Consider the following 14,808-nt stretch of genomic DNA (forward strand, 5'->3'; position numbering starts at 1 on the left):
GACTTATAATTTCTTTCTATACATTTAATTTGCATCCGGGATTAAAAAAAACACAAAAACACAAAGACTCTCCTGATTCAGTTATTGAAAAAATAATAAACTGACGAAAAAAATTTACCCCAAAGTTCCTTCCTTATTTATTCCAAAGTTTTAGTTCCATAAGCTACGACCGGATACACCTGGCTTTTAATATTAATTGGTTGAAATAACAGATGACAGAGACTGGATCGGTTTCAAATCTACTTCAGATAAAAACTGTCAGAACTGAAAATATCAAATTATGAGAAAAACAATTATTGCTTCATTTATTGTACTGTTTTTTGCCGGATTCCATATGGCGAAGGCTCAGGACAGTGATGGAGACGGATTTATTAACGTTAATGACTTGGATGATGATAATGACGGAATTCCCGACATAAACGAAGGCTTCTGTACAAATTCTTTATTTGATGCAGGATGGTTTGGCAATTCTCCAACCAGTACTCAGAACCAGGATGGATTTTGGGCCTCCGCACCGGCTAATCCGGCATCAATTATCTACGGAGGAGCCCATAATAGCAGTGTGGTAAATACTGCAGCACCCTTCACCTTTGGACCGGGCTTAACATCTTCTACAAATGGCGGAACTCTTAGCCGCTGGTTTTTAACAGGGGTAAATGCAACAACTCTGGCATCAGCAAAAGCAGGAAATGATTATGCTCAGTATTCATTTACGACACCGGCTACGTTAACCGGCTACAGAGAATTTTCAAAATTTGGATGGGGAGATCAGAACGACAATGGCACTTACAAAGTTGGAATTGAAGTTTCAACAAACGGTTTTTCCAGTGCCGGAACATTGTTACTCCAGGATTTTCAGGTTGTAGACGGATCAGGATCCGGTTATGAATATAGCATAACAACCGCACTTATTAATTCAGTTAGATTATTACCTAATACTACTTACACTTTCAGAGTATATATATATGGAGCCGCTGCCACAGATACTACGGTAGCCTATGAAGATTTCCAGTTTGGAACATGCCTGTCTGCAGATACAGACACAGACGGAATACCAGATTTTTTGGACCTGGATTCTGATAATGACGGATGTTTAGATGCTGTAGAGGGAGATGAAAATGTTATCACTTCTATGCTGGTAACTGCAGGCGGTACCGTTACTGTCGGAACGGGCTCCACAGCAGCCAACCAAAATTTATGTGCAACAGGCAGTTGCGTCAACGCCCAGGGAATACCTAATCCGGTAAATTCAGGAGGTGCTGCAGATATAGGGAATGATGCAGGGCAAGGATCAGGATCTTCGCAAAATGCCTTGGCAAATGCATGCATCTGCTATAAACCTTCGGTCACATCAGGAATCGTTTTAAATACGTTACAGGGAATTACTTCGCTGGGAAGAGCAAAAGACAGCAGCAACTGGCCTATAGTACGAAATGGTGCGTGGATAGCCTTAGAGGCAAAAACAAAAGGATTTGTGCCCAACAGATTAACTACTGCTCAAAAAAACGCCTTGGTTCCGGCAGAAGGAATGATGGTATACGACACCACACTGGACTGCCTGAGTATTTATGACGGTTCAGGCTGGAAATGCTTTAACAACCAAACCTGTCCGGATATTTTATAAACAAAAAAGTACCACAATGAAAAATCTGCTGCTAATAAAAATAATGCTGCTATCCCTGAACTTTTCCGCCCAGGTTGCAATAGGAAAAACTACCATAACAAATACTTCCGTATCTCTGGAGTTTGAAAGTGCCAACAGAGGAATGATACTTCCCTGGGTAAGTTCAGCCCCGGGTGTTACTGGAGCCGTGAACGGAACAATGATTTACGACCTGTCTGATCACAAAGTAAAAGTAAAATATACTTCCGCCTGGAAAGATTTATCTGTTGATGCCACCGGTTCCACAGTAGATCCTTTGACCGGTGTTGACGGAGCCTTAATTCAAAATTCAGCCACTGAACGCGCTACTGCAAAAGTTGCTATCGGAACTCTCTCATCAACACCCGGAATTCTGGTTTTGGAAGACCCCAACAAAGCAATGATTCTTCCAAAAGTAGCCAATCCCCATCTCAATATCATCAATCCTTCTCCGGGAATGGTTGTGTTTGATACTGCGAAAAAGCTGCTGGCTGTATTTAATGGTAAAACATGGAGCTTCTGGAAGCCATGAATATAAAATAAGTTAATTAGAGTCTATTGTGTGAGTTCTTCGGCCGGTTAAACAAGCCTGTCTGTTATAGATGTATTGATTCTCCGGCTGAAGACTTTTTAAAGTTTTAAATGTTAAAAAACGGTAATGAAAAATTTTGAACATATCCATATCGGAGCCCTAATCAAACGAAGAAAAGAAGAATTGAACATAGATACGGATCGTATTTATAATTTTTTTAAAGACACTCATGAAAGTATTGAAAAAATGTATCAATCTGAGAAGCTGGACACAGATATCTTATTAAAATGGAGCAAGCTTCTGGAATATGACTTTTTCAGAATTTATTCTCAGCACCTTATTTTGTTTTCCCCATCTGCAGCGGGAGACAGGATTAAAAAATCGAAAACGCTTTTACCGCAATTCCGTAAAAATATTTATACACAGGAAATAATAGATTTCATTTTAGAGCTTGTGGAAACAAAAAAGAAATCAAAAAATCAGATTATCCTAGAGTACAGAATTCCAAAAGCAACTTTGTACAGATGGATTATTAAATACCAAAAACCGGCACAGTAGCCTTGTTTCAAGCAAAACATTTAACAAACAACTAAGAATGAAAAATTCATCTCCTGATTATAAACGCATTTATACCGATATTATCAACGAAAAGCTTCCTGAAAAGAGAGAAGCTTGCCAAAACATATTGAATAAAAAAGAATTATCTGTTTTAGACATCTTAAAATTAAATGCATTACTATTTAATACTAAAGAAAATAGCAAATCCAACCAGCAACTTCGTTCATATGATGAAAATACCATAGGTGAGATTTTAGAATACCAAAAGAAAAATAATCTCAGCAACACTCAGGTTGCCTCGCATTTCAAACTCAGCAGAAATACAATAACAAAATGGAAAAAATTATTTTCTGCGAAAAATTGACGTGATCTGTTTCTGATGATCTCAATTAATCCTTTTCCCATGAAAGGAAGGGAACCAGTCGTAAATTCAAACTTTCTCTTTTACAATAATTTCTAAAAAGTTCTAAAACCACTTCAAACAAAGACTTTCCTGAAAACTCTTTAAAATACTGAATCTAAATTAAGTAGAAATACTGAATAGCATGTACCTCATTCTGATTAATTTTGAGTAAACAAAAACTGAAAATTATGGATCGCTTAGAAAACAACCAGCCATTTCTCAAAAAGGAGATGGATTCTAAAACGGTATGCCGGAAAGTCTGAAAAGTACAGATTCCTCGTGACGAGGTGCTGAAGACATTTTAACCATCAAATTTTAACGAACTTATTAATGAGTATACTCTCACCAACGACGATTATTATTTCGACGTGTCTGCCTATGCCTCAGCAATACTTACCAGATTCAATTTTCAAACCTATTCATTGATAACCATAAAAACGATATATCATGCTTAAACGTAAAAAAGAAAGTCTTGAAAAAGGGAGTGAACTGCTCCGTAAGAGTTCACGAGAAAATCAGGGAACTCTGGCACAAGTAATGGACGGATACTCCAAACTTCTCATCGATGATCCTGTATTACCCTTTAAGGAGGAAAACCTGCAGGACATCGCCAACAATGTAGATTATGGAGTATTGGCAGCTTTGGACGGCACATGGGTAAGCTATAACGCCAATTACAATAAAAATATAGGCAAACCATCATTAGCAGGCGGAATCCATACGACAATTATGCCTTCACCCGGTACGAATTCCGGAACAATTCCCGGCAAATTCAGCTTTGATTGCGAAGAGTATATCGAAAAGCTGACATTTTCTCTTGTTCCCGGCGGTGTCCGTAACCGTGGTGGCGCCAGTGAATTATTCTGTGGGGCCGTAAAATATGAACAGACTATTATAAGTGTCAATAAAGAAGAAGGAAAACCAGATTTACAGTACGCCTCCATTCATGAGGAAAACGGAATGTATTTATGGCTGAGCGATGTCTACAATCATGCTGCCACTAAAGAATCCATTGAAAAAGACCGTGGTATTCATGCTTTTTCTGACGAAGATTTTAAAAATTACGGATATACAGGAGAATACAGAGATGAACCCCTGGTTCAGATATCTGCGGATGCGAATAATAAAAAGTATATCCTTTTAAGTGAGCTGCAGCCGGGCCAGGAATACTATGAAATCATTCCAGCTCAGGAGCTCAAGCCGGGAGACGGTATAAAAGGGCCTTATTTTATTCCTGACTACTCTATTTCAAGAAGCGGTGTGATTCCTCATGGCAGCACCATTACTTTATTGGGAGATATTGCACCGGACGGTAACAATTACTTAATCAATGGTTCTCCAAAGTTCCCATATGGCAATGCTGCGTGGCAGACCGATCACCTTGCGATTTCACAAACCATGGGCGGCGCGGGCGCAAGTGCTACACACCCCATCGATCTGGATCAGCCGGCACCAGCGTGGGTTCATGAAAAACTAAATGATCACAATGACAAAGGTTCCAATAAAATTTACACACAACGAATCCTTGCCAATGATTTATATCCGTATTCCGTACGACCGGATTTGCGTTTAAGAGATACTTTAAGCGGACAAAATGTGACCAACTACGTCCTTGTTCAGATGTCCTCAAAAATGAAGACCGGTTCTCAGGGAGGAATTTTAAATGTTCCTTTTGTCAACCGTTTTGTTCCTACCGTTGAAGTGGATTTCCGTCTGTGGATCGAAACCGTGATTGAAGATGGAAAAGAAATTCTTCAGCTACAGTACGAACAGATTGTATTTTTTGAATTTGATTTCGGAAATGATGGTGGAACGACTAGCTGGCCTCACATCCAGGTCAATACACTTCGTAAATTAGAAGATATCCCTGAAGACCAGAGACGTGTGATAGAAGAACAGTTCTTTGACATTAAACCTGCAGCGGCGAGCGACGCTGTTGAAACAGCCAATGCGGCTTCGGGATGTCCTTATCATAAAGGATAGAATTACTCAAAAAAAGAAAACTAAGGGGCAGATTATTGCCTCTTTTTTATTTCTCCGGCGATTATAAAAAGTCTAAATATATACCTATCCAGCAGAATATTACAGATTCTCATACGTCTGATCTACTAAGAAAGACACCGCTTTTTTGATTTTCTCGCGGCCCTCCTCCGTACTGAGGTCTATCCCACAAAAAACACTGCCGTTTAAAGCAGAATACATATTCAGATAATAAAGTCCTGAAATGATAATAGCCGATATGGCACGGAAATCCTGTGTCTTTTCTCTAAAATGAGGTTCGATAATGAATTTAAAAAGGCTTTCTCCGTTTTCCTCCTGTGCATTGGTCATGTTGTTTAATGCTTTTCGGGGTTCGGATAAGCGCCAAAGCAACAATTTCTGCAGTTCCTTATTTTTAAATACATAATCATACTGTTCGAGTAACATGGCTTCTGTAAATAATCTTCCTCCGCTTTCGAAATCCGGCACCATTTTATCGGTCGTTACATTACTCCAATAATCCTGAGATCTTATGTATTCGTCAATAAGACCGTTCATTCCGCCAAAATAGGTATAAATCATTTTTTTATCTACCCCGGCTACGGTGGCTATATCATTAACCTTTAGTCCCGCGTATCCTTTCGTTTTCAGGATTTTTCCAACCGCGTCCAAAAATTTCTTTTTACTGCGTTCCTTGTTTCGGATACTGCCTGCTGCTGATTTTCTTTCCATGATTAAACATTCGATGATACAAGTTTATGAAATTTTTAATTATTTTAGACACTTGTTAGTGTCTAATTTTATATATTTGCACAAACTAAGCCATTCCATATATAAAAAACTAATAACAATTCCGATCGCACTAGTGGCGTAGGTCAGTACAAAACAGCCTTCAGGCGCAAGGAAAATAAGATCCTTACTCCTTTCATATTATCCGGGGATATAATGTTTATGGGAAGTATAAAGGTTTCTTTTAAAGATTTTATCTTTTATCCTGATTCCGAAGGTTGTCCCACTGCTGATGATTAAAACACTAGCGATCTGAATTCCAGATTTCGAACAGGATCAGTCGGTATCACTTTTACAGCATCAATCCCAGCTGCTGCAGAAATGAATCAAGCAAAACTGAATGATTCTATCGTTAAATGGTTCTCTCAGTTTAAAAATGCTTCAGCCATCACCATTGAAAGAAGCAATTGAGAAATGAGATTTTGAAACAGCGAAAATGTGGTTGTACCCGTAACATAAAGACAATTTCGAACCAATTTACTAAGGTAAAAACACGCAATGTAAGCAGTATCATTAGAACCCTAATGGTGCTGTTTTTTTTATTTCCCGGAATCCTTTTTGAAACATAATCAAATGGAGGCACGCGAAACATTTTTCTCTCTCTCAAAACGATGCCTTTATCCGGACGAATATTTACGTTAAAAATAAAGATGCTACTTTCTACTGACAACCTCTTGTCACACCTACACCCTATTTTTGTTGGATAATTTAAAATATTCAAAAATGAATTTAGTATCCATACGCATTATCACGGCCAACATCGAAAATCTTGTGAAATTTTATGAGCAAATCACTGATATCATTGCTATACAGTACACTCCGGATTTTGCCGAACTTAAAACATCAACCGCAACCCTTGCGATCGGAAGCACAAGGACACTGCAGTTTTTTGGTGGAGAAAGTGTAGCACAACCCGCTGAAAACCGTACCGCAATCATAGAATTTTTAGTGGATGATGTAGATGGGGAATTTGACCGCTTAAAAAATGTTATTTCTCCTTACATTGTACAGGAACCGACAATCATGCCGTGGGGTAACAAATCAATGCTGTTCAGGGACCCTGATGGCAATCTGGTCAATTTCTTTACCCCAGTAACAAAAGAGTCGGTGGAAAAATTTACAACGAAGCAGGACTAAAATAGTGATAGAGCAAAAATATTGTTTCAATACTAAGGCTTGGATTTTATAATCTGAGTCTTTTTTTATTAATCTATTTTTTGACTGGGTTTTGAGCCTTTGTAAAAATTTATTTTAACGTTAGAAAAATAAAGATTCTACTTCTTCAGGTATCAAGATAATTCGTTTTGATACCACATTGTAATTGCATTTTCAACAAATAAAGAGTTTAATCATCAGAATTTGTAAAATAATTTGAATTATAGTGTAAATTGGAACAGGATTGGAAAGTAATTTAAGCTTAGCTTGGATTAAAGAATCAGGAGTAAGGAACTTAAATCAGGAATTCACCTGAATAATTTCCCTCTTCCGGCTTCCCTAGGAAATAAACACCAATAAAAACAATACAATGGAAAAAAAAATAATTTCGAAAAAAAGCGGAAAAAGAAAGAGAGTCGCATTGATCGTCATTGGGACTCTGCTTGTTCTGGGGCTTATTTTCCCGTTTGCCCTGAATATGTATCTCAAAAATAAACTGCCGGCGCTGGTGAATGAAAAAACACCTTATCAAATCCGTCTTACAGATTTCAATCTTAATCTTTTTAAAGGCGATATTTCGGCGAACTCAATAAACATTACCACTAAACAGACAAAAGATCCGGCCGTCACTCAGATCAACGGAAATATTAAAAGTCTGCGTATACAGAATTTTGGGATCTGGAAGGCTCTATTCAACAAATCTTATCATATTAAAGAGCTGCAGCTGATTGATCCTGATGTAAAAGTGATACTGGGAAAATCAAAAGAAAAAAAGGATGCGCCAAAGAAAAAAATCAATTTTGGAATTGAAAATATTCTGGTGACCAACGGAAATATTTCGGTGAAGGATAATAACAAAAAAGATGTGGCTACCGGAAAAAATATCAATATTAATCTGACGGAAATCAAACTGAGCGAAAATGTATCAAAAATCCCCGTTGAATTTAAAAATTTTAAGATTGATGCTCATGACGTATTGATTACTGTAAACGATTTTTATCAGATCTACGCCACAAAAATTGATGCAAAAAATAAACAGCTTCATATTTCCGAATTTCATCTGAAACCAATTGAAAGTCCTGCACTCTACAACGCTAAAAATGTCTTTGATCTGAAAATCAATCAGCTTGCTGCGGACAATTTCACGGTGAATAAGGATTCTTTGATCATTGAAAATGCAAAATTTGTAAAACCCCAACTGACCGTTACTTCAACCAACAAAAAAGAGGTCAAAGAAAATCCTAAAGAAGTCAACCTGAAGATCGGCATCAAAAATCTTGATTTCGGGCAGGGTTCCGTTCTTATTCAGCAACGGGACAAAACAAAAGTGGCTTCTGTAGATAATTTCCACCTGAATCTGAAAGATATTGTCTTCGACAAAAAAACAGTGAAGGAGAAGATTCCTTTTGCATTTTCAACCCACAATATTGAATTTGAAAACATCTATTTCAAAACCGATCCTGTGCAGGCGGTGAACATAAAAAAAATCACATCAAATGATTCTAATATTTTCATTAATGATATAGCGTTTACTGCCCTTGGAAAAAGTGCAGAGAAAGACGTTTTCAATATTAAAACCGAGAAAGTAGAAATATTGAACAACACCTCAAAATTTGCAGGACAGCAGCTTCAGCTTCAACTGGGAAAAATTAATGTGTACCGTCCCCATGTAGAAATCATTGCCGCAACTCATAAACCGAAGGTTACTAAAAAAAGCAATACTGCCACACCGGATCTGCTGGCCAATCTGGGAGCGCTTCATATTATAGACGGCACTTTTGTTCAGAAAAAAGCCGGTCAGGATAAAATGAAGATTGATAATTTTAACGTACAGCTCAATTCAGTTACTACCAATAAGGACATCCTGAAAGAATCAATCCCATTTCATAGTAAAAGCCAACTTATTACCGCTAAAAAAATCGATGTTGATGCCGGGAAATACTATCGCCTGAAAGTTGATCAGATTAAAAATACAGGAAAACTTACCGCTCTTAGCAACTTTGCTTTCCTTCCTAAATATTCAAGAGCCCAGTTTAACCGTTTAATCGCCGTTGAAGAGGATTTGTATACGATAAAGGCAAAATCTGTGATGATCACTGATAAAAATTCAACACTCGGGTCAAAAACAAGCATAGACCTCGATCAGATTATTTTTGACGGTATCGACTGTAATATCTATCATGACCTCGCTCCACCTGATGATATCGGGATAAGATATATGTTCAGTAAAAAGCTTCGTGATGTGAAATTCCCACTTTACATCAAAAATATAGACATCAAAAACTCACACCTTACCTACGAGGAAGTGGCAGAGAAGGCGAAAATCCCGGGTAAGCTTACTTTTGCTCATTTTAACGCGAAAATCAGAGACGTAAACAGTGCAAAGATGAAAGGGAAACCGACACTGGTGAAAGTAGATTCGAATTTTGACTTTTTTGGTGACGCCCCTACAGATGTGCATTGGCAGTTTGATGTTGCCAACAAAAATGATGATTATGCCATCAACGGAACTATACAAAACCTGTCTGTGCAAAATGCCAACTTATTTGTGAGACCTTATCTTAACGTAAGCCTTGATGGCCAGATTCATTATCTGAAATTTGATTATAAAGGAAGCAGTAAGCAAATCGGGGGTAATTTTTATTTTAAATACACCAATATGGAAGTCAACTTTTTAAATAAAAATACAGGTAAAGAAAGAAAACTGCTTAGTGCTGTTGCCAATATTTTTGTTAAAAATGATTCAAAAGGTGAACCCAATCATGTGGAAGTTGATGTAAAGCGTGATCCCAATAAGAGTTTCTTTAATACACTTTGGCAGGGAATTATGGAGGGGCTGAAGAAGTATTTGATTTAGAATTCTGGTTTTGGGTTTGAGAGTCGGAGGATTGGAGAGTTTGAGGGTTTGAGGGTTTCGGAACGTCTGATGTCTAAAATCTGACGTCTTGTATCTTGGTTCTTAGCTCTTGGCTTCACAATTGACTCTCTCAAACCCACCCATTTTATTTTTTCGAAATAAAACCGATCGCTTCTTGAATGTTTTTGTCTGCCAGCAGATCATTGAAATTGTCCTGTTTTGAAACAGTGATATCAGGAACGATATGTTCATAATAATTGCCGTTTCTATCACTGTCATAGGCTACACTTAAAATCAGTATCGTATCAAAAGGTAATCTGATATCAACATTGGATGTGGTCATTCCAAAGGTGGGTTCTCCTATTAAAATGGTATTGGGTCTGCCTTTAAATGCCAATGCCGTTACTTCTCCGGAACTGGCGGTTAGTGGGCCTGTAATAACGGCTACTTTCGCTTTGTCAATCAGTTCTCCCTTCGGATTTATATAAGACGATTTTTTAGAGTTACTTACATAATTTCCTTTTTCCAGCTTTACTCTAGAATTCTGTTTTTTATTGCGGTCTACAGTACCCCAAATATCGTTATCCCCCAATAAATCATATAAAGCAAGCAACATCGCAGCAGAGTTCCCACCTGTATTAAAGCGCAGATCAAGAACCCAGCCTTCTGTTTTATTTTTGGTTTTAAAATCAGCAATCTGATCATACATCGGCTGAGCTATTTTATGGACATTTTCAGGACTGAAATCCAAGAACGTGATATTCGGCATTAAGATATATCCAATATTTCCGTTCAGAGCTTTCACTTCAAAGCCGGGCTTGGTCGCAAATTTTTCTTTCCATTGGGCACTTAAATTATCCGTTGATGCTTTTACAGTTGTTCCATAGGATTTATTTTTATAAAAAACTTTGCAGTGTGTGCCTCCTATTTTACCAAATAACACTTCTGTTTCCTTTAATGAACTTTTAAAATCACTGTACTTGGTTAAATTCTGATTCGTTTCAGTTCCTACCTTTTTCCAATCTACATCTTTCCTGAGAAGATAATCAGATTTTAGCATGATCAGGAGTTTATCATAGAACACTTTTATACTGTCCTGTGAGGTCATTATTTTTTGTGCATTCAGATGGAATGATAAACCACAAATACAAAGCAATACCAATATTTTTTTCATGTTTTAGGCTGATAGTTATTAATTTTTATAATAATCCAATATAATTAATTTAAAAATACTCTATTCAATCTATTTTACTTTTAATTGAGGAAAAAAAGCGGCTTTTCCGGCGAATCTTAATGAGTTCAACATGAACTTTCGGCTTACCTCTTCCAATTTAAGGTCCTTAATTTTAATTTTTTCACTCATGAACACAAATTATTTAAATAAAATCATCATTAATTCAGCTCGTTTCATTTTTTATGCGCAACACAGCAAGAACATCCATTTCCAGCTGATCATCAGGATATTCCAAATGCAAAATATGAATCCGGCACTGAAAAAATGATATAAGATTTCAAAAAAAATAATAATAAATCTGAATAAAATAATTTCTTTTGTGCTTTAATCTTTATTTTCCTTTGATTTATTTTAGCTTATGGGTAAATTTGTATAAAAATAAAATTCATGAACTATACACTTGAGCTCAATACACAGGAACCTGGTTCCAATATTGTATTTAACACAATCGTATTTGATCCGTTCAAGGTTAATATAATTGAAAGATATGTGGGAAAGATGAATTTCCATCCTAAATTATCTTACGTCTTATTTAAAATCAGAACTCTGGATAATGAAATCATTAAAACAAGAGAAGGTAATGGAAGGGTAAAAATTAAAGGAGATCATTTTGAAACATACCAGAGACTGGTAAGAGTCCTGAATTCCTATGATTATAAAAACAAACTGATCAACCGAAAAGAAGCCGATCAGGATTATGTTCACTTCATTCTGAGTCTGGTGCTTGCCAATTATCAGCTGAGCTAAACATTTTTATTGATCGCCTTATTGCCATCCAAAAGCCGTATTCCGGCCCATAAATTTAGGTTAATTATTCATTTCAAACAGAAACCAATATACACCTATGGATCATAAAACAGTTTTGAAAAAGGCCAATGCAGCCATCTCGGAGGGTGATCACGAAACCTTCCTTGCTTATTGTGCCGAAAATGTTAAATGGACATTTGTGGGAGACCGGGTACTTTCAGGAAAAGACGAAATACGCCGTTATATGGCGGATACCTACAAAAAACCTCCCCAATTCAATGTAGAACATATGATTGGCGAGGGTAATTATGTAACGGCAGTAGGGACCATTAGCCTGATGAATGAAGACGGGCAATGGATCGACTATGACTACTGTGACATCTGGAGATTTGAAAACGGTCTAATGGCTGAACTGAAAGCTTTTGTCATAGAAAAAAAGTAATCCATGAATGAAATAAGACTGAAATCATTTTATTGTCTAAATCATTCAATGTATTTTATTTTTTACTGAAAGCAATCGCATCCACTTCAATCATCATATGATCCAGTGCCAATTTAGGAACCGGAATCAGAGTACTTGCCGGGAACGTATGTTTTCCCCATGTTTTATGCATTTCTTCCGTCCATATTTTAAGTTTTTCCTGATCATGATCAACAATGAGTATCGTGATTTTAAGAACATCCTTCACTCCTAATCCATATTCTGCAAGCACAGTCTGCAGATTCTTCAGAGAATACCTCACCTGAGTTCTAAAATCTTCGGATAGACTATGTTTCAAATCTTCTCCGCCGCTTTGCCCGGATATAAATACATATTGGCCTTCCCCATCATGGGTGATCGCATGAGAAAAAGCAAACGGAGTGGGATCAAAAAGAGTTTTGGGGTTTTTGTTAATGACAGATGGTGTGCTGATTTTATTGTGATCTTTACTCTGTGAAAAGGCAAGACATCCTATGCAGAAAGCAGACAGGGTAAATAATATACGCTTCATGATATTTTTTGTATTGAATTAATAAAGCAAATGTAGATTTCAACCTCTTTAAAACATTCAACATATGTTGACATTTTTACTTTTTATTGACATTACATTTGTTGAATTTTTAAACGCTGAATACAGAAATGGAAATGAAGGCCGGCAGATCTTGATGATGAAAATAAAAAACCTCCAAATCAATTTGAAGGTTTCATTCTTTTAGTGGAAATTAATGGATCTGCCAAAACTGATTCCCCACATTATTTATCCCATATTCTATAAAATATTCAGGAGAACATAAACCGTTAGATAACAGTTCCTCCTTTTTCCTGAAAATCTTTCTTAACGCGTGCATATCTTTCTAAATCTATCGGTCTGGAAGCGTTTTCTATAATACTTGACTTAAAGCCTAAATCCAAGGCATCATGGGCTGTATAATACACACAATAATCGGCGGCTACTCCGCAAACGGCCACCTCGGTAACGCCCCGTCCTTTAAGATAGTCGGCCATACCTGTAGATTTTTTTCTGCCATTATCAAAAAAGCCACTGTAGCTGTCAATTTCTTTATCCATTCCTTTTCTAAAAATAGCCTCAACAGCATCTGTTAAAAGCTCCGGAACCAGCTCTGCTCCTTTTGTTCCCTGGATGCAGTGCTCCGGCCACAATACCTGGTTCAGTCCGTTTAATGATATTTCTTCAAACGGTTCCTTCCCCGGATGAGACGTAACGAAACTTTTGTGACCTCTGGGGTGCCAATCCTGTGTGGCTACCACTAAATCATATTTTGACTGTAAGTCGTTGATTATTTGTACAATTTCATCACCCTGGTTAACGGCTAAAGCGCCTCCCGGCAAAAAATCATACTGTACATCGATAATAATTAAAGCGTTCATAATAAAGGTTATATGTTATTAGTTTATTTAGTGTGCGCGTTAAAATATCACACATTAGTGATACGTATTCCAAAAAATAAGACAGTTCACGCCCAGATCCGAAAAGAAATAACAAATCTTGAACCCGGCGGCCTGCCAGGAACAAATTTAATTATTATTTCCATATATGGTGATTTTTTTTAATGACAAATTGAAAATACATTATCAATGTATTGAACTGTATTTAAAATGGTTTATAATTTCATCATTTTAATCAAAAAAAAAGACCGCACCACTAGAAATCTAATGGTGCGGTATAGTATTAAGGGTATGGTCTTTTAGCCTTTCGCTTTTTCATCAGTGAAAAACTGGAAACCTTCTTTTTTCTCAATAAGTTGTAATGGGTATACTTTTGGATTGTACTCCCCATTTAATACTTCATTCAAAGCATGCTTTTTCGACTCGCCGAATGCAATAACCAGTATATTTTCAGCTTTATTAATCAATGGTGCTGTCAGTGTGATTCTGAACATTTCCTGAGGCTTCAGATAATAAGCGGACACCCACTTTTCCTGTTCATCCAAAACAGCCTCACCCGGAAACAGAGAAGCCGTATGACCATCATCTCCCATTCCTAAAAGGATAAAATCGAAAACTCCTTCATCCCCAAGAACATTTTTAATCTGTTCTTCATACTTTGCAGCATAATCTTCAGGAAGTATTCCGTCTTCATACATTGAGAAAATCTGGTCTTTATTAACTGGGACTTTATTCAGAAGTGTCTCGAAAGTCATTCTTGCATTGCTTTTATCATCATCCAAAGGAACCCATCGTTCATCCACCCAGAAAAAGTAGAGTTTGTTCCACTCAATTTTACCGGCATATTCCTCAGTCGCCAGCAAATTAAAAATGGCTTTAGGAGAGGAACCTCCACTTAATGCCACTACAAAACGGTCCTTTTTCTGAATCGATTGATTGGAAAGATCCACAAAGGTATCCGCTGCTTTTTTATATAATTTATCCAGATCGTCAAATATTGTGATATTCATTTTTTGTCTTATT

Annotated in this window: 14 protein-coding genes; 9 read left to right on the forward strand and 5 right to left on the reverse strand. The window is 37.0% G+C overall.

Annotation, left to right across the window (positions count from 1 at the left end; translation table 11 throughout):
- Positions 1–280 precede the first annotated feature (280 nt).
- From LC419_RS21470 to LC419_RS21490, 5 genes are all read left to right on the forward strand, one after another.
- The gene (locus tag LC419_RS21470; protein ID WP_223609263.1) at positions 281–1,624 is read left to right on the forward strand and encodes a hypothetical protein; all 1,344 of its coding nucleotides are present in this window, start codon (positions 281–283) and stop codon (positions 1,622–1,624) included.
- Positions 1,625–1,640: 16 nt separating this feature from the next.
- Positions 1,641–2,174, forward strand: coding sequence for a hypothetical protein (locus tag LC419_RS21475; protein WP_223609264.1), 534 nt, complete (start codon positions 1,641–1,643; stop codon positions 2,172–2,174).
- Positions 2,175–2,300: 126 nt separating this feature from the next.
- Positions 2,301–2,732 carry a transposase gene (locus LC419_RS21480; protein ID WP_223609265.1) on the forward strand — a complete coding sequence of 144 codons (432 nt, stop codon included), beginning with the start codon at positions 2,301–2,303 and terminating at the stop codon, positions 2,730–2,732.
- Positions 2,733–2,769: 37 nt separating this feature from the next.
- Positions 2,770–3,096 (forward strand): helix-turn-helix domain-containing protein, encoded by a 327-nt coding sequence (locus LC419_RS21485; protein ID WP_223609266.1) that lies wholly within the window; start codon positions 2,770–2,772, stop codon positions 3,094–3,096.
- Positions 3,097–3,582: 486 nt separating this feature from the next.
- A complete protein-coding gene (locus LC419_RS21490) occupies positions 3,583–5,118 on the forward strand; it encodes a peroxidase, FMP-type (protein WP_223609267.1) in 1,536 nt (511 codons plus the stop codon).
- Positions 5,119–5,217: 99 nt separating this feature from the next.
- On the opposite strand, the gene LC419_RS21495 is transcribed toward LC419_RS21490, so the two are convergent.
- The gene (locus LC419_RS21495; RefSeq protein WP_223609268.1) at positions 5,218–5,847 is read right to left on the reverse strand and encodes a TetR/AcrR family transcriptional regulator; all 630 of its coding nucleotides are present in this window, start codon (positions 5,845–5,847) and stop codon (positions 5,218–5,220) included.
- Positions 5,848–6,627: 780 nt separating this feature from the next.
- Between LC419_RS21495 and LC419_RS21500 the strand changes: the two genes are divergently transcribed.
- Together LC419_RS21500 and LC419_RS21505 are read left to right on the forward strand one after the other, a co-directional pair.
- Positions 6,628–7,041: a VOC family protein gene (locus tag LC419_RS21500; RefSeq protein ID WP_223609269.1), complete on the forward strand. Its 414-nt coding sequence runs from the start codon at positions 6,628–6,630 to the stop codon at positions 7,039–7,041.
- Between the two features lie 388 nt (positions 7,042–7,429).
- A complete protein-coding gene (locus LC419_RS21505; protein WP_223609270.1) occupies positions 7,430–9,916 on the forward strand; it encodes a hypothetical protein in 2,487 nt (828 codons plus the stop codon).
- Positions 9,917–10,061: 145 nt separating this feature from the next.
- Here LC419_RS21505 and LC419_RS21510 read toward each other — a convergent pair whose 3' ends face one another.
- Positions 10,062–11,090, reverse strand: coding sequence for a S41 family peptidase (locus LC419_RS21510; RefSeq protein ID WP_223609271.1), 1,029 nt, complete (start codon positions 11,088–11,090; stop codon positions 10,062–10,064).
- 447 nt (positions 11,091–11,537) lie between these two features.
- Here LC419_RS21510 and LC419_RS21515 point away from each other — a divergent pair, with 447 nt between their 5' ends.
- A complete protein-coding gene (locus tag LC419_RS21515) occupies positions 11,538–11,897 on the forward strand; it encodes a prevent-host-death protein (protein ID WP_223609272.1) in 360 nt (119 codons plus the stop codon).
- Positions 11,898–11,994: 97 nt separating this feature from the next.
- On the forward strand, positions 11,995–12,339 hold the full coding sequence (locus LC419_RS21520) for a nuclear transport factor 2 family protein (protein WP_223609273.1): 345 nt from the start codon (positions 11,995–11,997) through the stop codon (positions 12,337–12,339).
- A 55-nt stretch (positions 12,340–12,394) separates the two neighbouring features.
- On the opposite strand, the gene LC419_RS21525 is transcribed toward LC419_RS21520, so the two are convergent.
- The 3 genes from LC419_RS21525 to pgl all read right to left on the reverse strand — a co-directional run bounded on the left by LC419_RS21525 (position 12,395) and on the right by pgl (position 14,795).
- Positions 12,395–12,889: a RidA family protein gene (locus LC419_RS21525; protein ID WP_223609274.1), complete on the reverse strand. Its 495-nt coding sequence runs from the start codon at positions 12,887–12,889 to the stop codon at positions 12,395–12,397.
- Between the two features lie 287 nt (positions 12,890–13,176).
- Entirely contained in the window at positions 13,177–13,767 is a 591-nt protein-coding gene (pncA, locus tag LC419_RS21530) for a bifunctional nicotinamidase/pyrazinamidase (RefSeq protein ID WP_223609275.1), read from the reverse strand.
- A gap of 317 nt (positions 13,768–14,084) precedes the next feature.
- Positions 14,085–14,795: a 6-phosphogluconolactonase gene (pgl, locus tag LC419_RS21535; RefSeq protein ID WP_223609276.1), complete on the reverse strand. Its 711-nt coding sequence runs from the start codon at positions 14,793–14,795 to the stop codon at positions 14,085–14,087.
- Positions 14,796–14,808 lie beyond the last annotated feature (13 nt).

Origin of the sequence: Chryseobacterium sp. OSA05B, assembly GCF_019970065.1 — a bacterium.
GTDB lineage: Bacteria > Bacteroidota > Bacteroidia > Flavobacteriales > Weeksellaceae > Chryseobacterium.